Source organism: Enterobacter sp. BIDMC 26 (genome assembly GCF_000534435.1).
Lineage (GTDB): Bacteria > Pseudomonadota > Gammaproteobacteria > Enterobacterales > Enterobacteriaceae > Enterobacter > Enterobacter ludwigii.
In genome coordinates, this window is record NZ_KI973182.1 from 376,953 (window position 1) to 394,924 (window position 17,972).

General features: G+C 59.2%; 17 protein-coding genes. 11 read left to right on the forward strand and 6 right to left on the reverse strand.

Annotation, left to right across the window (positions count from 1 at the left end; all coding sequences use genetic code 11):
• The first annotated feature begins 7 nt into the window (after positions 1 to 7).
• The 4 genes from entE to entH are packed head-to-tail and all read left to right on the forward strand — an operon-like array spanning position 8 to position 3,652.
• A complete protein-coding gene (gene entE / locus L462_RS21485) occupies positions 8 to 1,618 on the forward strand; it encodes a (2,3-dihydroxybenzoyl)adenylate synthase EntE (protein ID WP_032677663.1) in 1,611 nt (536 codons plus the stop codon).
• 10 nt (positions 1,619 to 1,628) lie between these two features.
• Positions 1,629 to 2,483 (forward strand): isochorismatase, encoded by an 855-nt coding sequence (locus tag L462_RS21480; RefSeq protein WP_032677664.1) that lies wholly within the window; start codon positions 1,629 to 1,631, stop codon positions 2,481 to 2,483.
• On the forward strand, positions 2,483 to 3,238 hold the full coding sequence (gene entA, locus L462_RS21475; RefSeq protein WP_032677665.1) for a 2,3-dihydro-2,3-dihydroxybenzoate dehydrogenase EntA: 756 nt from the start codon (positions 2,483 to 2,485) through the stop codon (positions 3,236 to 3,238). Before L462_RS21480 ends, entA begins: the two co-directional genes overlap by 1 nt.
• Positions 3,239 to 3,652, forward strand: coding sequence for a proofreading thioesterase EntH (entH, locus tag L462_RS21470; protein ID WP_014169074.1), 414 nt, complete (start codon positions 3,239 to 3,241; stop codon positions 3,650 to 3,652).
• A gap of 47 nt (positions 3,653 to 3,699) precedes the next feature.
• On the opposite strand, the gene L462_RS21465 is transcribed toward entH, so the two are convergent.
• Genes L462_RS21465 through L462_RS21455 form a run of 3 tightly spaced genes read right to left on the reverse strand, consistent with a single transcriptional unit; the run spans position 3,700 to position 6,009 of the window.
• Positions 3,700 to 4,812, reverse strand: a complete 1,113-nt coding sequence (locus L462_RS21465; RefSeq protein WP_032677666.1) for a M20 family metallopeptidase — start codon at positions 4,810 to 4,812, stop codon at positions 3,700 to 3,702.
• 13 nt (positions 4,813 to 4,825) lie between these two features.
• Positions 4,826 to 5,290, reverse strand: a complete 465-nt coding sequence (locus tag L462_RS21460) for a YjiG family protein (protein ID WP_014169076.1) — start codon at positions 5,288 to 5,290, stop codon at positions 4,826 to 4,828.
• Entirely contained in the window at positions 5,287 to 6,009 is a 723-nt protein-coding gene (locus L462_RS21455) for a nucleoside recognition domain-containing protein (protein WP_020885022.1), read from the reverse strand. Before L462_RS21455 ends, L462_RS21460 begins: the two co-directional genes overlap by 4 nt.
• A gap of 281 nt (positions 6,010 to 6,290) precedes the next feature.
• On the opposite strand from L462_RS21455, the gene cstA reads away from it, so the two are divergent.
• Together cstA and L462_RS21445 are read left to right on the forward strand one after the other, a co-directional pair.
• Positions 6,291 to 8,396: a pyruvate/proton symporter CstA gene (gene cstA, locus L462_RS21450; RefSeq protein WP_014169078.1), complete on the forward strand. Its 2,106-nt coding sequence runs from the start codon at positions 6,291 to 6,293 to the stop codon at positions 8,394 to 8,396.
• 58 nt (positions 8,397 to 8,454) lie between these two features.
• Complete coding sequence (locus L462_RS21445; protein ID WP_014169079.1) at positions 8,455 to 8,652, forward strand: YbdD/YjiX family protein; 198 nt, start codon at positions 8,455 to 8,457, stop codon at positions 8,650 to 8,652.
• A 53-nt stretch (positions 8,653 to 8,705) separates the two neighbouring features.
• Here the strand turns inward: L462_RS21445 and L462_RS21440 are convergent, their stop codons facing one another.
• Positions 8,706 to 9,449 (reverse strand): SDR family NAD(P)-dependent oxidoreductase, encoded by a 744-nt coding sequence (locus L462_RS21440; RefSeq protein ID WP_014169080.1) that lies wholly within the window; start codon positions 9,447 to 9,449, stop codon positions 8,706 to 8,708.
• 57 nt (positions 9,450 to 9,506) lie between these two features.
• Positions 9,507 to 10,595, reverse strand: coding sequence for an oxidoreductase (locus tag L462_RS21435; RefSeq protein WP_032677667.1), 1,089 nt, complete (start codon positions 10,593 to 10,595; stop codon positions 9,507 to 9,509).
• A 161-nt stretch (positions 10,596 to 10,756) separates the two neighbouring features.
• On the opposite strand from L462_RS21435, the gene L462_RS21430 reads away from it, so the two are divergent.
• The 4 genes from L462_RS21430 to L462_RS21415 are packed head-to-tail and all read left to right on the forward strand — an operon-like array spanning position 10,757 to position 15,584.
• Positions 10,757 to 12,259 carry a sugar ABC transporter ATP-binding protein gene (locus tag L462_RS21430; RefSeq protein WP_032677668.1) on the forward strand — a complete coding sequence of 501 codons (1,503 nt, stop codon included), beginning with the start codon at positions 10,757 to 10,759 and terminating at the stop codon, positions 12,257 to 12,259.
• A complete protein-coding gene (locus L462_RS21425) occupies positions 12,256 to 13,251 on the forward strand; it encodes an ABC transporter permease (protein WP_025204689.1) in 996 nt (331 codons plus the stop codon). Before L462_RS21430 ends, L462_RS21425 begins: the two co-directional genes overlap by 4 nt.
• 30 nt (positions 13,252 to 13,281) lie before the next feature.
• Positions 13,282 to 14,346, forward strand: coding sequence for a sugar ABC transporter substrate-binding protein (locus L462_RS21420; protein ID WP_020885017.1), 1,065 nt, complete (start codon positions 13,282 to 13,284; stop codon positions 14,344 to 14,346).
• Positions 14,343 to 15,584, forward strand: a complete 1,242-nt coding sequence (locus L462_RS21415) for an LVIVD repeat-containing protein (protein ID WP_014169085.1) — start codon at positions 14,343 to 14,345, stop codon at positions 15,582 to 15,584. Before L462_RS21420 ends, L462_RS21415 begins: the two co-directional genes overlap by 4 nt.
• Before the next feature lie 54 nt (positions 15,585 to 15,638).
• Here L462_RS21415 and mtnK read toward each other — a convergent pair whose 3' ends face one another.
• Complete coding sequence (gene mtnK / locus L462_RS21410; protein WP_020885015.1) at positions 15,639 to 16,838, reverse strand: S-methyl-5-thioribose kinase; 1,200 nt, start codon at positions 16,836 to 16,838, stop codon at positions 15,639 to 15,641.
• 105 nt (positions 16,839 to 16,943) lie between these two features.
• Here mtnK and mtnA point away from each other — a divergent pair, with 105 nt between their 5' ends.
• Complete coding sequence (gene mtnA, locus L462_RS21405; protein WP_025204686.1) at positions 16,944 to 17,960, forward strand: S-methyl-5-thioribose-1-phosphate isomerase; 1,017 nt, start codon at positions 16,944 to 16,946, stop codon at positions 17,958 to 17,960.
• Positions 17,961 to 17,972: the final 12 nt, after the last annotated feature.

Sequence of the window (17,972 nt, forward strand, 5' to 3'; positions counted from 1 at the left end):
AACACTCATGACCCTTCCCTTTACCCGTTGGCCCGAGGATTTTGCCCGGCGCTACCGTGAAAAAGGCTACTGGCAGGATCTGCCGCTGACCCACATCCTGACGGATCAGGCGAATAACGATGCGGTGGCGATCGTCGACGGTGACCGTCGCATAACGTACCGCGAGTTTAACCAGGCCGTGAATAACCTGGCATCGCGGCTGCAGGCGTTGGGGCTCCATCGCGGTGAAACGGCGCTGGTGCAGCTTGGCAACGTGTGCGAGTTTTACATGACCTTTTTCGCCCTGCTGCAGGTGGGCGTGGCGCCGGTCAATGCGCTCTTTAGCCATCAGCGCTCGGAGCTGAACGCCTACGCCGCGCAGATCAAACCTGCACTGCTGATAGCCGATCGCGAGCACGCCCTGTTTGCGGGGGATGACTTCCTCAATACTTTTGTCGATGAGCACCGTTCGGTGCGCGTCGTGCTGCTGCGCGGCGACAAGGGTGAACATGCGCTGGACGCGGCGATTGCGCATCCGGCAGAAAATTTCATTCCGAACCCGACCCCTGCCGACGAAGTGGCGTTCTTCCAGCTCTCGGGCGGGAGTACCGGCACGCCGAAGCTGATCCCGCGTACGCATAACGACTATGACTACAGCATCCGTCGCAGCAATGCGATCTGCGGGATTACCGCGGACACGCGTTATCTGAATGCGCTGCCAGCGGCCCATAACTACGCCATGAGCTCGCCCGGCTCGTTAGGCGTCTTTACGGCGGGGGGCTGCGTGGTGCTGGCAAACGATCCGAGCGCCACAATCTGCTTCCCGCTGATAGAAAAACATCAGATCACGGTTACCTCGCTGGTGCCCCCGGCGGTCAGCCTGTGGCTGCAGGCGATTGCCGACGGTGCAGGGAATGCCCCGCTCTCATCGCTGACGCTGCTGCAGGTCGGTGGGGCGCGCCTGTCCGCGACGCTCGCGGCGCGTATTCCGGCAGAAATTGGCTGCCAGCTGCAGCAGGTGTTTGGTATGGCGGAAGGGCTGGTGAACTACACCGCGCTCGATGATACGCCGGAACGCATTATCAATACGCAGGGGCGCCCGATGTGCCCGGATGACGAAGTGTGGGTGGCGGACGAGCACGGTAATCCGCTCCCGCGCGGTGAAGTCGGGCGCCTGATGACCCGCGGGCCGTATACCTTCCGCGGCTATTTCAACAGTCCGGAGCACAACGCCAGCGCCTTTGATGCGGACGGCTTTTACTGCTCCGGGGATCTGATCGCCATTGACGAACAGGGCTACATCACCGTTCAGGGACGGGAGAAAGATCAGATCAACCGTGGCGGCGAAAAGATTGCCGCAGAAGAGATTGAAAACCTGCTGCTGCGCCACGACGCGGTGATCCACGCGGCCCTGGTGAGCATGGAGGACAGCCTGCTGGGTGAAAAGAGCTGCGCGTATCTGGTGGTGAAAGAGCCACTGCGTGCGGTGGAGGTGCGCCGCTTCCTGCGTGAGCAGGGCGTTGCAGAATTTAAACTGCCGGACCGCGTGGAGAGCGTTGATGCGCTTCCGTTAACGCCCGTCGGCAAAGTCGATAAGAAACAGTTGCGCCTGTGGCTAGCTGAACGCGCCCGGGGCTAAGGAACAGAGTATGGCCATTCCACAATTAACCGCTTATGCGCTGCCGACGGCCGCAGACCTGCCAGATAACAAAGTGAACTGGGCGTTTGAGCCAGAACGTGCCGCGCTGTTGATCCATGATATGCAGGAGTATTTCCTGAACTTCTGGGGCGAAAACAGCCCGATGATGGCCCAGGTGGTCGCGAATATCGCCAGACTTCGCGATTACTGCAAGCAACACAATATTCCGGTTTACTACACCGCTCAGCCGAAAGCGCAGAGCGATGAAGACCGCGCCTTGCTGAACGATATGTGGGGACCGGGGCTGACCCGCTCACCAGAGCAGCAGCGCATTGTGTCTCAGCTGACGCCGGATGAAGCCGATACGGTACTGGTGAAGTGGCGCTACAGCGCGTTCCACCGCTCGCCGCTGGAGTTGATGCTGAAAGAGACGGGGCGCAACCAGCTGCTGATCACCGGGGTTTACGCCCATATTGGCTGCATGACGACCGCTACAGACGCCTTTATGCGGGATATCAAACCGTTCTTTATCGCCGATGCGCTGGCCGATTTTACCCGCGATGAGCACCTGATGTCCCTGAACTACGTCGCAGGGCGCGTCGGCCGGGTGGTTATGACGGACGACCTGCTGCCGTCCATTCCGGCCACGAAAGCGGCGCTGCGTGACATCATCCTGCCGCTGCTGGATGAATCAGATGAGCCGATGGATGACGAAAACCTGATCGACTACGGCCTGGACTCGGTGCGCATGATGGCGCTGGCCGCCCGCTGGCGCAAAGTGCACGGCGATATCGACTTCGTGATGCTGGCGAAAAATCCCACCCTCGACGCCTGGTGGGCGCTGCTCTCCCGCGAGGTGAAGTGATGGCCGGGTTCGATTTTACCGGCAAAACCGTCTGGGTAACGGGCGCGGGTAAGGGCATCGGTTACGCGACGGCACGGGCGTTTGTTGAAGCGGGCGCGCAGGTCACCGGATTCGACCTGGCCTTCCCGCAGGAAGCGTATCCCTTTGCCACCGAAACGCTGGACATCGCGGATGCCGCACAGGTCCGCGAGGTGTGCGGGCGCGCGCTGGCGAGGCTTGAGCGTCTGGACGTGCTGGTGAACGCGGCGGGAATTCTGCGTATGGGCGCGACCGACCAGATTGCGCAGGAGGACTGGCAGCAGACCTTTGCGGTTAATGTCGGCGGGGCATTTAACCTGTTCCAGCAGACGATGGGCCAGTTCCGTCGCCAGCAAAGCGGGGCGATTGTCACCGTGGCGTCTGACGCGGCCCACACGCCGCGTATCGGCATGAGCGCCTACGGTGCGTCGAAAGCGGCGCTAAAAAGCCTGGCGCTGACCGTCGGGCTTGAGCTGGCGGGCAGTGGCGTGCGCTGTAATCTGGTGTCGCCCGGGTCAACGGATACCGATATGCAGCGCACTCTGTGGAAAAGCAACGATGCTGAGCAGCAGCGTATTCGCGGCTTTGGCGAGCAGTTCAAGCTCGGTATTCCGCTGGGCAAAATCGCCCGTCCGCAGGAAATTGCCAGCACGGTGCTGTTCCTCGCCTCCGATGCTGCCAGCCATATCACGTTGCAGGATATCGTGGTGGACGGCGGCTCCACGCTGGGGGCGTAGATGATCTGGAAACGTCACTTATCGCGTGAAGAAATGAACGCCACCAGTCTGAACTCCATGGTGGCGCATCTGGGCATCGTCTATACCCGCATCGGTGACGATACGCTTGAGGCCGAAATGCCCGTGGATGCGCGTACCCATCAGCCGTTCGGTCTGCTGCACGGCGGGGCGTCGGCGGCGCTGGCGGAAACGCTGGGGTCGATGGCCGGGTTTCTGATGACCCGCGACGGACAAAGCGTGGTGGGAACGGAACTGAACGCAACGCACCATCGCGCGGTATCGCATGGGAAGGTGCGCGGAGTGTGTCAGCCGTTGCATCTTGGGCGAACCAGCCAGAGCTGGGAGATTGTGGTGTTCGACGAGCAGGGACGGCGGTGCTGTACCTGCCGGTTGAGTACCCAAATTTTGGGCTAGCGTTGCACGGTCAACATCCCTCTCCCCGCTGGGGAGAGGGATAAGGCTTACAGCATCGAAATCACCCGCTTCAACAAGCGTATTCTCGGCGCAATCGACGCTTTATCCAGCCACTCCGCCGGGCTGTGGAACCCGGCACCGATCGGCCCCAGCCCGTCCAGGGTCGGAATGCCCAGCGCGGCGGTGTGGTTGGCATCACTGCCACCACCGACCGCCTGCCAGGTAATGGCTATTCCTTCCGCCTGACCTGCCGCTTCAACCTGCTGCATCAGCGCCTGCGTGGCTTTACTCGCTGCCATCGCCGGTTTGTGGTTCACGCGCGTCAGCGAGGTCGTGACGCCCTCTAAAAAGCCTTTTTCACACAATGCCTCCAGCGCCTGGTTCACCCGGCTGTACTCATCGTTTTCCCAGAAACGCACGTCCAGCTCGGCAACGGCTTTATCGGCCACCACGTTTGCCGCGCTGCCGCCGTGGATCACGCCGACGTTGAGCGTGGTGCCACGTTCCTGGTCGGTCAGGGCATTAATGGCAATAATGCTGTTTGCCAGGGCGGTTATCGCCGAGCGGCCTTTCTCCGGTTCGTTACCCGCGTGTGCCGCCACGCCGCTGAACGTCAGGTGATAGCCCGCCATCCCTTTGCGAGCTTTCACCAGCGAACCGTCGGCGCGCGCGGCTTCGCATACCAGCACGCAGCGGGCGCGTTTTGCCAGTTCGCCAATCCATTCGTGTGAATAGACGGAGCCGGTCTCCTCGTCGGGATTCATGGCGATCGCAATGGCCAGACGATCGTGGTCGGCTGCGTCCAGATCACGCATCGCCCACAAGATATTCAGCAGGCCGCTCTTCATATCCGATACGCCAGGGCCATAAAGACGGGTGGCGTCCTCGCTCAGCGGACGCTCGGCGACGGTGCCGGGGGCAAATACCGTATCAAGATGGCCGACCAGCAGAACGTCGAACTGTGCCGCCTGTGGCTTATTACTGACGAATACGCCCGGGCCGACCTTGTCGCCCAGATTGACCCGTTCGGTGTGCCAGCCTTCGCGTTGCCAGAGCGTTTCAATAATGCCAGCCACGGTTTCGACGCCTTCGACAGTTCGGGTGCCGCAGTCCACGTTCACCAGGGTTTTCAGCTCTTCAATATAATGGTCAAGGTTCATATTAACGTCCTGTTCAGAGAATAATGCGCATCAGCAGCATGGCTAAGAAGGCGTTGATGACCGAAATGGCAATCATCAGCGGAATACGTTTGGCGCGGGTGCCGATCACACCCAGAATGCGGCCGAGATACTGCACCTGTGAGCCCATCAGATAGATAGCAGGTGCCAGAATCGCCAGGTGCTCGCCGGTAATAATGCCTTTATCAAACAGGCCGATCGCCACGCCGATCCCACCGCCCATCGACATCCAGCCGCCAATCAGCACGGCAGCCGCTTCACCCGGCAGGCCAAACAGGCCCATCAGCGGGGAGAAGATCATCCCCAGCCCTTTCAGTGCCCCGGTAATTTCCAGCGCCTTGATGATGATAAAAGCCATGACCACGTTGGGCAGGGTGCTGCCGGTGGCAATACTCCAGCCCTTGCGTGCGCCTTCGACAAACACATCGGTAATCACGGGATGAGATTGTGGGGCACTCATACGGTCTCTCCTTGTGTCGGTTGTTGTTCAGGGGCATCTTTGCCGATGACGGTCAGGATCAGGCGCAGCAGATTCGCGCCGACAATCTTCATGATGAACATCACGGCGATGCAGGCACCAATGGAGGTTGGCACCGCGGCCGTCCCGTCAACGGCGACCAGGGTAAAGAGGATGGCACCAGAGGAGAAAAAGTTGGTGATCATCGCCCCGGCGGAGAACTGGAACATGGCGAAAACGTCTTTCTCTTTTTCGCTAATCTGCCCTTCATCGGACAGGTTGCGGGTGAGGGATGCACCCACATCGGTGCTCTGCAGGCTGCCAATCAACGCCAGCCCGGTGGTGCCCGGAATACCCAGCAGCGGGCGCAGCAGCGGCGTTAACAGCTTACGGGCTGCACGCAGCGCACCATAGTGCTCCAGCACGTTGATCATCCCGAGCGCAAACATCACGGCCGGAATTAAACCGAGCGCAAAGAGAAACCCGTCCATTGCGCCACTGCCGCCGGTACCGCGAAAGGCGCTGGTGGCGGTAGTCAGGGTGCCGTCTTCAAGGCTGGCCTTGCTGACCACCTTGCCAAACGCACCGTTGAGGGTGGTGAAATCAAACACGCCGTACCACTCTTTTCCGCCCAGCAGGCCAGAGAAGAAAACGGCTGCGAATGCCAGCGCAACGTACGCGCCGGGCCCGACCTTGAGATCCTGAGGTACTGAACTGTTCATATCCTTTTCCTTGTATGCACGCGATTGCGCAGGGTCATTCTGGCGAGGTTTTGAGCAAAAAAAATGATACAAATCATTTCGTAAGGCGGTGTCGGGACGAAAAAGGCAAAAGTGTGACCCGTGGCGGCAGGGGTGTTTCAGCGGAAGGTGATCGGCTTAACAATGTGGTGTAAATGTCTGGTTTGACCACGCATTATTGCGTTTCAAAGTTGTTAAATTTTGAGCGTTGTTCTAGAAACAAAATGTAACATCTCACTGTTTCACAACAACGGACAACAACTATGAACAACTCAGGGAAATACCTTACGTGGGCAGGGCTCTCCGTTGTGGGAGCATTTGCCCTGGGCTATATCGCCCTCAACCGGGGGGAACAGATCAACGCGTTGTGGATCGTTGTCGCCTCGGTCTGTATTTATCTGATCGCGTACCGTTTTTATGGCCGCTATATCGCGAAGACGGTGTTAGGGGTCGACGGCACGCGCATGACGCCTGCGGTTCGTCATAACGACGGTCTGGACTATGTGCCTACCGACAAGAAAGTGCTGTTCGGTCACCATTTTGCGGCGATTGCCGGCGCGGGCCCGCTGGTGGGGCCGGTCCTGGCGGCGCAGATGGGTTACCTGCCGGGGATGATCTGGATCCTCGCGGGCGTCGTACTGGCCGGTGCGGTGCAGGACTTTATGGTGCTGTTCGTCTCCACCCGCCGCGACGGACGTTCGCTCGGTGAGCTGGTGAAAGAGGAGATGGGAGCCACGGCCGGGGTGATCGCCCTGATCGCGACTTTTATGATCATGGTGATCATCCTCGCGGTGCTGGCGATGATCGTGGTGAAAGCGCTGACCCACAGTCCGTGGGGAACCTATACCGTGGCCTTTACCATTCCGCTGGCGCTGTTTATGGGGATCTACATTCGCTACCTGCGTCCGGGACGCATTGGTGAAGTGTCGGTCATCGGCCTGGTCTTTCTGGTGTTTGCCATTATCTCCGGCGGCTGGGTGGCTGAGAGCCCGACGTGGGCGCCGTTCTTCGATTTCACCGGCGTGCAGCTGACGTGGATGCTGGTAGGGTACGGATTTGTGGCAGCGGTGCTGCCGGTGTGGCTGCTGCTGGCCCCGCGCGATTACCTCTCTACCTTCCTGAAAATTGGCACGATTGTGGGGCTGGCAATCGGCATTTTAATTATGCGCCCAACGCTGACCATGCCTGCGCTGACCAAATTTATTGATGGCACCGGCCCGGTCTGGACCGGCAACCTGTTCCCGTTCCTGTTTATCACCATCGCCTGTGGCGCGGTGTCTGGCTTCCACGCGCTGATTGCCTCCGGTACCACGCCGAAAATGCTCGCCAATGAGAATCAGGCCTGCCTGATTGGCTACGGCGGCATGCTGATGGAATCGTTCGTGGCGATAATGGCGCTGGTCTCGGCCTGTATTATTGACCCGGGCGTTTACTTCGCGATGAACAGCCCAATGGCGCTGCTGGCACCGGCCGGCACCGTTGACGTGGTGGCCTCTGCCGCGCAGGTGGTAAGCGGCTGGGGCTTTGCCATTACCCCAGACACGTTGACCCATATCGCCAGTGAAGTGGGCGAGCAGTCAATTATTTCCCGTGCGGGGGGCGCGCCAACGCTGGCGGTGGGCATGGCGTATATTCTGCACGGCGCGCTGGGCGGGCTGATGGACGTGTCGTTCTGGTATCACTTCGCCATTCTGTTTGAAGCGCTGTTTATTCTGACGGCGGTGGATGCAGGAACGCGTGCGGCACGCTTTATGCTGCAGGATCTGCTGGGGGTGATCTCACCGAACCTGAAACGTACCGATTCATTACCGGCGAACCTGCTTGCAACGGCGCTGTGCGTACTGGCGTGGGGATATTTCCTCCATCAGGGCGTCGTCGATCCGCTGGGAGGGATTAACACCCTGTGGCCGCTGTTTGGTATTGCCAACCAGATGCTGGCGGGCATGGCGCTGATGCTCTGTGCGGTAGTGCTGTTCAAGATGAAGCGTCAGCGTTATGCGTGGGTGGCGTTACTGCCGACCGCATGGCTGCTGATTTGTACCCTGACGGCAGGCTGGCAGAAAGCCTTCAGCCCGGACAACAAGGTGGGCTTCCTAGCTATCGCCAACAAGTTCCAGGCGATGATCGACAGCGGTAAGATCCCGGCGCAATATACGGAATCACAGCTGTCGCAGCTGGTGTTTAACAACCGTCTGGACGCCGGACTGACCATCTTCTTTATGGTGGTGGTTGTGGTGCTGGCGTTGTATTCTCTGAAGACTGCACTGGCGGCGCTGAAAGAAGACAAGCCGACGGCAAAAGAGACACCGTATGAGCCAATGCCTGAGAACCTGGAAGAGATTGTGACCCAGGCGAAAGGGGCGCATTAATCGCTCAACCTTACCCTCTCCCCGCCGGGGAGAGGGGATAAAAGACGAGATATCCACTATGTTCGACACCCTCTCCAAAGCAGGAAAATACCTGGGCCAGGCCGCCAAAATGATGATCGGCGTTCCGGATTACGACAACTACGTCGAGCATATGCGCGTCAACCACCCTGACCAGACGCCAATGACCTATGAAGCTTTCTTCCGCGACCGCCAGGACGCCCGCTACGGCGGCAAGGGCGGCGCGAAGTGCTGTTAACCCTCTTTCGGTAAACAAAGGCTAATCTGCTTTTGTTTACATTCAACATGCGATCAGGCGTTTAACCCGCCATCGACATCCAGTCCCGTGCCGGATATTTGTCCGGCGGCAGGACTCGCCAGGAAGGTGACCGCGGCGGCGATGTCTTCCGGCTGGCCGTAATGTCCCACCGCAATCATCTGGCGCTGAGATTCAGCCTGTTCTCCATCCTCCGGGTTCATATCGCTGTTTGTCGGGCCAGGATGCACAAGGTTCACGGTAATGCCGCGCGGGCCGAGATCGCGAGCCAGACCCCGGGTAAGGGAGTTGAGCGCAGATTTGGTCATCGAATAGACGGCAATACCGGGCATCGCCACACGGTTTGCCAGACAACTGCCGATGTTGATAATGCGCCCGCCGTCAGACATATGCACCAGCGCTTCCTGAATGGCGATCACCACGCCCCGGATATTGACGTTAATCAGGGCGTCAATATCCGCCAGCGTCATGGACTCCAGCGGACCGCCGCGTGCGATCCCGGCGTTGTTGACCAGAATATCCAGCCCGCCCAGGGAGCGCGCCGCATGGGTAACCGCATCCTGAATGGCCTGTGCGCTGGCGCTGTCGGCCTGGATCGCCTCGCTGTGGCGCCCAAGCGCCTTTATCTCTTCGGTGACCGCCTGGGCTTTGTCGGCGGATTTTTCATACGTAATAACCACATCGGCACCGGCGCGTGCCAGTGAAAGTGCGATGGCACGACCCAACCCACGGCTGGCGCCAGTAACCAGCGCCTTCTTACCTGTTAAATCGATCTGCATGATGACCTCGTTGCGAGAGTGATGAGAATCATCATTAGGTATAGTCGGTCGGAACGATTAACGGCTGAAGGATTCCACTTTCTCAAACGCGGCGCGCAGAACCGCAGGGGTGAGCGCGACCGGCAAATAGTGGATAGATTCCACCGGGCGCAGCGTATGGGCAATGACCTTGTCCAGCTCGTCGCGGTTGTTGATATCCACCTCCAGTTCGCGAAGCGTGGTGGGCAGGGTAAAGCGCTGATAGGCCGCCACCAGCTCGGCCAGCACGTCATCCTGGCCGAGCAGCGCACTTTGCACCAGGATGCCGTAGGCCACTTTGGTACCGTGCAGGTATTTTTCCGTTTGCGGCAAAACGGTTAAACCGTTGTGCACCGCATGCGCGGCCGCCACGCGGGTATAGCGCTCGCCCAGACCGCCCACCATTCCGCCCCCGGCAATAATGGCATCCACAACGTCCCTGAACGCCTGCGTCGCTTCGCCACGCTGCTGGTCGGCCAGCGCCTCTTCGCTACGGGAAAGCAGCACGTCGCGGATCGCCAGCGCGCCGTTGATCCCCAGACGTACGGTCAGAGGCAGGTTTTCGGGTTGTGGGGCCAGGACCACCGCTTCATACCACTTCGCCAGCGTATCGCCGATGCCTGCCAGCAGGTACTCCGCTGGGGCATTGAGGATAATGTGCGGTTCCACCAGCACCAGGAAGTTAGCATCGTCGAACACCTCAAACTGCAGCGCCTGACCGGCATCGTTATACCAGACGGAGAGCGGCGTCCAGGCGGCGCAGGTGGCGGCGATGGTGGGAATAGCCACCACCGGCACGCCGAGACGGCGCGCCACCGCTTTGGCGGTATCAAGCAGTGCGCCACCGCCGACACCAATCACCACGCTGGCGTTATTGCCAGACGCCGTCACCAGATCGGTGACGTCACGTTCGCTGCAGTGCCCTTTAAAGCGCAGATGTTTCGCCCCCGGCGCGTGAAAGCTTTCCGGCAGGAAAGGGCGCGCGCCTTCAATGGCGCGTTCGCCATAAATCCACACCGCGCGGGAGAGCTGTTCCGGCGTAAAGAAATCATTCAGGTGCGCAAGGCTTCCCGGATGCGAGAAATAGTTCGCCGGGCCCGGCACGACGCGGATATCGGTGTTGCTCATGTGTTGTCCTTTTTTTTAGCAAGCGCTAACCCGATGTTATGTCTGGACATCCGGATGGCTAATAATATTTCGCTTTATCTTATGCCTTTTCCGTCGTTGTCAGTCAACCGGAGCTGTGAAAAATTCGATAAATCACAATATGAAAGAAGGATTTAACGCGGATGGTTTCCAGTCGCCTTGAGATGCGCGGTATCAGCCTGGCCTTTTCCGGCTTTCAGGCGTTGTCGCGCGTGGATTTGACGTTAATGGGCGGCTCCGTGCATGCGCTGACCGGCGCAAACGGCGCGGGGAAATCGACGCTGATGGCAGTGCTGTGCGGCACTTACGATCGCTACGAAGGTGAGATCTGCATTAATAACCAGCCGGTGACGATCCGCGAGCCGCTTGATGCCAAACGGCTGGGTATCCACCTGGTGCAGCAGGAAGTGGACGTCGCGCTGATACCAGGGCTGAGCATTGCCGAAAACATCATGCTCGATCAGCTCGCACAGCCGGGGCATCGCTATCGCTGGCGCGCAATCCGCCAGCAGGCGAAACAGGCGCTGGCGCAGCTGGGTATCGCTCTGGATGTGCGACGCATCGTCGACACCTGCACGCTGGCAGAAAAGCAGCAGATTTTGCTGGCGCGGGCGCTCTCACACCACTGCCGTTTTCTGATTCTGGATGAACCGACCGCGCCGCTGGATAGCCATGAAAGCGAACGGCTTTTCGCCGTAGTGAGACGTCTGCAAAAGCAGGGGATTGGCGTGGTGTTTATCTCTCACCGTATTCACGAACTGAACGCTATTTGCGACACCTTAACCGTGCTGCGCGACGGCAAGCTGATTGAATCCGGCCCGATGGCGAACCTCAGTGGTGATGAAATCGTTGAGAAGATGCTTGGTCATGAGCTTAACGATATCTATCCGCCGGCCCGTCCTGCGCACAGTGACGAGACATTACTGCGCGTGGAAGGGCTGCACGATGACGCGCTGTTGAAAGATATCTCCCTGCACCTGCGAAAAGGCGAAATTCTGGGCATTGCCGGGCTGGCGGGAGCGGGCAAAACGGAACTCTGCAAGGCGCTGTTTGGGGCCAGCAAAAGCCGTGTAGCGCGCGGTGAGCTAAATCATCAGCCCTGGCAGCCGCGCGATCCGGCGGATTCGGTATTGCGCGGTCTGGCGCTGGTACCGGAGGAGCGGCGCAAAGAGGGCATTTTTATTGATGAACCGGTGAGCATGAACCTGGCGGTCACCGCGGATAACAGCTTCTCGCGCTGGAGCCTGTTCGGCCACCGTCAGGCGTGGCGCTGGGCGGAAGAGGTGATTGTCCGCGTCGGCGTACGTGCGCGTGGGCCGGGGCAGGTGCTGCGTCGTCTGTCGGGGGGCAACCAGCAGAAGATTGCCATCGGCAAGTGGCTGCGCAACGACGCCAGCGTGTTGATTTTCGATGAGCCGACCAAAGGCGTCGATGTCAAAGCGAAAACCGATCTGTTCCAGTTAATTGACGGCCTGGCGCGCGAGGGCAAAGGGGTGATTTACGCCTCCGGTGAGTTCGCTGAACTGGTGGGGCTGTGCGATCGCATTTGCGTGCTGTGGGACGGACGTATCGTGGCGGAAATCGCCGGGGCTGAGGCCCACGAAGAGACACTACTTTATTATTCAACCGGAGGAACGGCGTCGTGAGCAAGGCCCTTTCAGTAACGGCGGCGGCGTCTGGCCGTCAGCAAATTTTTGATTTTCTCTACAAGTGGGGCATGTTGCTGACCGTGGTGGCGCTGGTGGCCATCTTTGGCCTGGCGTCGGACAACTTCCTCGATCCGAACAACATTATCAATATCCTGCGCTCAATTGCCATCGTGACGGTGATTGCTATCGGGGTGTCAATTTCGCTGACCATCGGCGGGTTTGACCTGTCGGTTGGTTCAACGGCATCGCTGGCTAACGCGCTGGTGGTGTCACTGTTCGTCTGGTACGGCTTCGGCACCACCGAATCGATACTGATTACCCTGGCGCTCTGTACCCTGGTTGGCCTGTTTAACGCGTTTCTGATTGTCATCCTGCGGATCCCGGACATGCTTGCCACGCTTGCCAGCCTGTTTGTTATCCAGGGCGTGGCGATGACCTACAGCTACGGCGGGTCAATTACCGAAAACATGGTGCTGCCGAGCGGCGACATGGCTGAGGGGACCATTCCGGCGGCGTTCAGCCTGCTGGGACAGGTGCCGACTATCGTGATCATCATGCTGGTGGTGACGATCCTCGCACAGCTGGGGCTGTCACTGACCACCCACGGACGACGCATGTATGCCATCGGCGGTAATCCGGAGGCGGCACGTCTCTCCGGTATTCGCACCACGCGCTACAAGGTGGCGGCCTACGTGATTGCCTCTCTGCTCGCCGGATTAGGCGGCATTTTACTGGCCTCGCGGATTGGCTCGTCACAGGTGAATGCGGGCGGCGGCTATCTGATGGATGCGGTTGCGGCGGCGTGGATTGGCTTCTCGCTTGCCGGGTCTGGAAAACCGAACGCGCTGGGTACGCTCGTCGGGGCAGTCATTCTTGGCGTGCTGTCGAACGGTCTGGTGATGCTTTCCGTACCCTATTACGCGATGGACATTATAAAAGGGCTGGTGCTCGCCGTGGCGCTGGCGATTACCTACATACAAAAACGCTAACGATTGATCACAACACAACGGGAAAACAGAATGAAAAAAATCACCCTCTCTCTGGTGGCATTAGGGTTACTGACGTCGCTGCCAGGCCTTGCGGCAACCCCCGCACCGCTTCCGCCCGCCATTGCAAATCATGACGGCCCCATCCGCATTGCGGTGATCCGTAACCTCGGCTCTGACGACAACACCACGCAGTTTGTCGCCGGTGCCATTCAGGAAGGCAAAAAGCTCGGCTTTAAGGTCAGCACCTTTTTGAGCAATGGCGACGACGCTAAATTCCAGGACTTCGTTAATCAGGCGATCAGCCAGAAATATGACGGGATTATCCTCTCTCAGGGGCGCGACCCCTATGCGACCGCGCTGGTGAAAAAAGCCGTCGATGCCGGCATTAAAGTGTCGGTGTTTGATACCGCCGTTCAGGGCGACATTCCCGGGGTGACCGTGACCCAGCAGGATGATGCTTCCCTGACCCATCTCTCTTTCGGCCAGCTGGCGAAAGATTTCAACGGTAAAGCCAACATCGTGAAGCTGTGGGTTGCCGGTTTCCCGCCGATGGAACGTCGTCAGGCAGCCTATAAAGCGCTGCAGAAGCAGTATCCGGACATTAAAGAGCTGGAGTCTATCGGTGCCGTTTCGTCTGACGTGCAGGGAGATACCGCGAATAAAGTGGGCGCTATTCTGGCGAAATACCCGAAAGGCAAAATTGACGCCATCTGGGGAACCTGGGATGCCTTCAGCCAGGGGGCCTACAAAGCTCTGAAAGAGAACGGCCGCACCGAAATCAAACTCTACAGCATCGATATCTCAAACCAGGATCTTCAGCTGATGCGCGAGCCAGGTAGCCCATGGAAAGTGAGCGTGGCGGTGGATCCGAAGCTGATTGGTGCAACCAACGTACGTCTGATTGCCAACAAGATTGCCGGTGAAACCACACCCGCCACGTATGATTTCAAAGCGGCGGCGATCCCGCAGGCGCTGCTGACCGCACAGCCAGGCGCGGTGAACGTGGCGTCGCTGGGGAAAATCATTCCAGGCTGGGGTCAGACCGAAGATTTTATCGCCCCGTGGTTTGCGACGCTTGAAGCGAAACATCAATGAGTGTGCTTCCCACGCCTGAATACAGCCGCAATATGCGGCTGATTGGCCATAGCGACCAGGGCGGTCGCCCGGACGGCGTGCAGCTGATGGTGCATCGCGGTTTCGCGTACATCGGGCATATGGTCTCGCAGGGCTTTTCCATTGTGGACGTGCGCGACCCTAAACATCCCAAACCGGCAGGCTATATGCCCGCGCCGCCCGGCACCTGGAACGTTCATCTCCAGGCGCACGACGATCTCCTGCTGGTCATTAATGCGCGAGACTTGTTCGCGGATGCCCGTTTCGCTGACGAAAAGGTCTACTACACCCGTCAGGTAGGGGAAACCGTACGCGACGTGCAGGACAAAGGCTGGAGCGCCGGGTTGCGGGTGTTTGATATCTCCACCCCTGACAAACCGCGTGAAATCGGCTTTTTATCCCTGAGCGGCATCGGCATTCACCGTATCTGGTACGTCGGCGGGCGCTGGGCGTATGTTTCGGCGCTGATCGACGGCTTTACCGACTATATTTTCCTGACGATCGATCTGGCCGACCCGCAAAAGCCTGAGGTGGCCGGGCGCTGGTGGCTGCCGGGGATGAACCAGGCCGACGGTGAGCAACCCAATTGGCCGGAAGGTAAACGCTACGCGCTGCACCACGCGATTATTGCCGGGGATACCGCTTACGGGAGCTGGCGCGACGGGGGACTGACGCTGCTGGACGTGAAGGATCGCACGCAGCCGAAGCTGATTAGCCATCGCAACTGGAGCCCGCCGTTTGGAGGTGGCACGCACACCGCGCTGCCATTGCCGGATCGTGACCTGCTGGTGGTGCTGGATGAAGCGGTACTGGATAACCAGGAGGACGGTGAGAAGTTCATCTGGCTGTTTGATATTCGCGAGCCGTCGAACCCGGTAAGTATTTCCACATTCCCGCAGCCGCAGGAGCGGGATTATGTGGCGAAAGGGGCGCATTTTGGTCCACACAACCTGCACGAGAACCGGCCGGGAAGCTTTGTCAGCTCTACGCTGATTTTTGCGACCTGGCAGAATGCGGGCGTGCGCGCGTTTGATATTTCCAATCCTTACCGTCCGGTTGAAACCGGTGCGCTGGTGCCGGCGGCGCCTGAGAGGATGATGGATACGCGGCCGAATCGACCGCAGGTGATCCAGTCATGCGATGTGTTTGTCGATGCGCAGGGCATTATCTACAGCACGGATTATAACGGTGGATTGTCGGTGATTGAGTATCTGGGGTAACGGCGCGCTGGTGTCTTTCTGACGGCCCTCTTCATCGGGAGAGGGCCGAGGCGTTTAACTGTACTGACGCACCCGCGCCACCAGATCTTCAGCGGTGTCGATACGGTCGGCAATCACAATCAGCGCCTTGCCAAGCGTAATCGCGTGGCGCAGGCATTCGTGGCGCATTGCTTCATCCTGAATGGTCTCGATATCCGCCACGTGCGACAGACCGACACTGCGGCGAATCAGCTCCGTGCCGCAGAATCCGATCGCGTCTTTCCACACCTTTTTCAGGAATTCAGAGGCGTAGCCCGGGGCAGCAAGTGCCGCATCGCGCGTTTTCTCACTGGCCAGGATCTGGAAGCGCTCCGCGAAGGTGTTCCACAGCGTCTGAATGTCGGTCAGACGCTGTTCACGGGCCGCGGCGGCATCGCGAATACCCAGATGCCCCGGCAGGCCGCAGAAATTGAGCAGCAGGTTGCCGATGGCGGTGCCGACGTCAAAACCGATGGGGCCGAAGTAGCCGAACTCTGCGTCGATGGCTTTCAGACTGCCGTCTGCAACGAAAATCGAGCCGCTGTGAATATCGCCATGCAGCAGGGCTTCAGCGTGTGAGAAGAAGCGGTGCTTCAGCGAGGCCACGGCAATTTTTAACTGAGCGTCATCGCGCAGGGCGGCAACGTCTTTTTCCAGTTCAGCAGGGTAGTTGTTACGTTCGTGGACCTGGTACGGATCGTTGAAGAACAGATCTTCGGTGATCTCGCACATCTCCGGATTAAGGAATTTCGCGACCTGCGCTTTCTTTTCATGCGGGTGCAGGTAAAAGTCGCTGGTATGGAACAGCGTGTGCGCGAGGTATTCACCCAACTGACGCGCCGCCTGCGGGTAGTAGGTATTTTTGATCAGCTCCCCGCGCCAGATGGCATGGCTGGAGAGATCTTCCATCACCATCACCGCCAGTTCAGGGTCGAAGTGGTGGATTTTCACCGTGTGCTGCGGGCTGTGCTGGTAGTGTTCGACCAGCGTTTGCGCCTCCAGGCGGGCGCGATCCAGGGTCAGTGGCCAGGATTCGCCGACGCAGCGCACATACGGCAGCGCCTGCTTAACAACGATGCGGCTCACGCCCTCGGTATCGAAAATTTTGAACACCAGATTGAGGTTACCGTCGCCCACTTCCTGCGCCTCCACCAGCGATGAGGGGTCATCAAGGCCGCCGAACTGCTTTGCATACTCCACGGCATCCTGGGCGGTAAAGGTACGGTATTGCGACATTGCCTGTTCCTCACTGGTTTTGCTAATAAAGACATTTAGACGTCTATACATCTGGATTTCATCCTGACACAATGTGCTACAACAACGCAACAGGGAATTAACGACATGCAGACATTACAGACGACCAGCCTGCGAGTGGCGGAGAATCAGTTATTTATTCTCGATCAGCAGGCGCTTCCTCAGGAGAAACGCTGGCTTGACGCCTCGACGGTAGAGGCGCTGGTCGGCCATATTCACGCCCTGCGCGTACGCGGGGCACCGCTGATTGGTCTCTCTGCAAGCCTGCTGCTGGCCCTTCTGGCGGAAAACGGCAAAAGCCGTGATGAACTGGCTGTGGCCCTGGAGACCCTGCGGGCATCCCGCCCGACGGCGGTGAACCTGATGAACAACCTCGACCGCATGAAGCTGGCTCTCTGGCAGGAGGATTTTGTGCCTGCGCTGGTGGCGGAAGCGCTGCGTCTGATTGATGAAGACAAGCAGCTGTGCGAGGCCATCGCGAACGCCGGCAGTACGCTGGTGAAACCCGGCAGCCGTCTGTTGACCCACTGCAATACCGGCGGGCTGGCGACGGCAGGGGTTGGCACGGCGCTCGGCGTGATTGCCCGCGCGCATCAGGAAGGACGCGTCAGCTCTGTCTGGGTGGATGAAACCCGCCCCCTGTTGCAGGGTGGAAGACTGACGGCATGGGAGCTCGGCGAGCTGGGCGTGCCGTACCAGCTGATCGCCGATTCCATGGCCGCCAGCCTGATGGCAAAAGGGCTGGTTGACGCAGTGTGGGTGGGCGCAGACCGTATTGCGGCTAACGGCGACGTGGCGAATAAAATTGGCACCTATTCTCTGGCGGTTCTGGCAACGTTCCACGGTATTCCGTTCTATGTCGCCGCCCCGCATACCACGCTTGACCCGGCGTGCCCGAACGGTGAGGCAATTCCCATTGAACAACGTGCGGCCAGCGAAGTGACGGGCGTGGCCGGGAGCTTTGGCGCGGTGCAGTGGGCTCCTGAAAACGCGCAGGTCTACAACCCGGCCTTTGACGTCACGCCAGCGGCATTGATAAGCGGTTGGGTGCTGGATACGGGCATCGTCACGCCGGAAGAGGTGGCAAAAGGGAAATTCGCCTGAGGACGACTATCC

Bases quoted from the DNA above. Each gene is read 5' to 3' on its own strand.
- entE (WP_032677663.1), top strand. From the start codon at position 8: ATGACCCTTCCCTTTACCCGTTGGCCCGAGGATTTTGCCCGGCGCTAC.
- L462_RS21480 (WP_032677664.1), top strand. From the start codon at position 1,629: ATGGCCATTCCACAATTAACCGCTTATGCGCTGCCGACGGCCGCAGAC.
- entA (WP_032677665.1), top strand. From the start codon at position 2,483: ATGGCCGGGTTCGATTTTACCGGCAAAACCGTCTGGGTAACGGGCGCG.
- entH (WP_014169074.1), top strand. From the start codon at position 3,239: ATGATCTGGAAACGTCACTTATCGCGTGAAGAAATGAACGCCACCAGT.
- L462_RS21465 (WP_032677666.1), bottom strand. From the start codon at position 4,812: ATGAACCTTGACCATTATATTGAAGAGCTGAAAACCCTGGTGAACGTG.
- L462_RS21460 (WP_014169076.1), bottom strand. From the start codon at position 5,290: ATGAGTGCCCCACAATCTCATCCCGTGATTACCGATGTGTTTGTCGAA.
- L462_RS21455 (WP_020885022.1), bottom strand. From the start codon at position 6,009: ATGAACAGTTCAGTACCTCAGGATCTCAAGGTCGGGCCCGGCGCGTAC.
- cstA (WP_014169078.1), top strand. From the start codon at position 6,291: ATGAACAACTCAGGGAAATACCTTACGTGGGCAGGGCTCTCCGTTGTG.
- L462_RS21445 (WP_014169079.1), top strand. From the start codon at position 8,455: ATGTTCGACACCCTCTCCAAAGCAGGAAAATACCTGGGCCAGGCCGCC.
- L462_RS21440 (WP_014169080.1), bottom strand. From the start codon at position 9,449: ATGCAGATCGATTTAACAGGTAAGAAGGCGCTGGTTACTGGCGCCAGC.
- L462_RS21435 (WP_032677667.1), bottom strand. From the start codon at position 10,595: ATGAGCAACACCGATATCCGCGTCGTGCCGGGCCCGGCGAACTATTTC.
- L462_RS21430 (WP_032677668.1), top strand. From the start codon at position 10,757: ATGGTTTCCAGTCGCCTTGAGATGCGCGGTATCAGCCTGGCCTTTTCC.
- L462_RS21420 (WP_020885017.1), top strand. From the start codon at position 13,282: ATGAAAAAAATCACCCTCTCTCTGGTGGCATTAGGGTTACTGACGTCG.
- L462_RS21415 (WP_014169085.1), top strand. From the start codon at position 14,343: ATGAGTGTGCTTCCCACGCCTGAATACAGCCGCAATATGCGGCTGATT.
- mtnK (WP_020885015.1), bottom strand. From the start codon at position 16,838: ATGTCGCAATACCGTACCTTTACCGCCCAGGATGCCGTGGAGTATGCA.
- mtnA (WP_025204686.1), top strand. From the start codon at position 16,944: ATGCAGACATTACAGACGACCAGCCTGCGAGTGGCGGAGAATCAGTTA.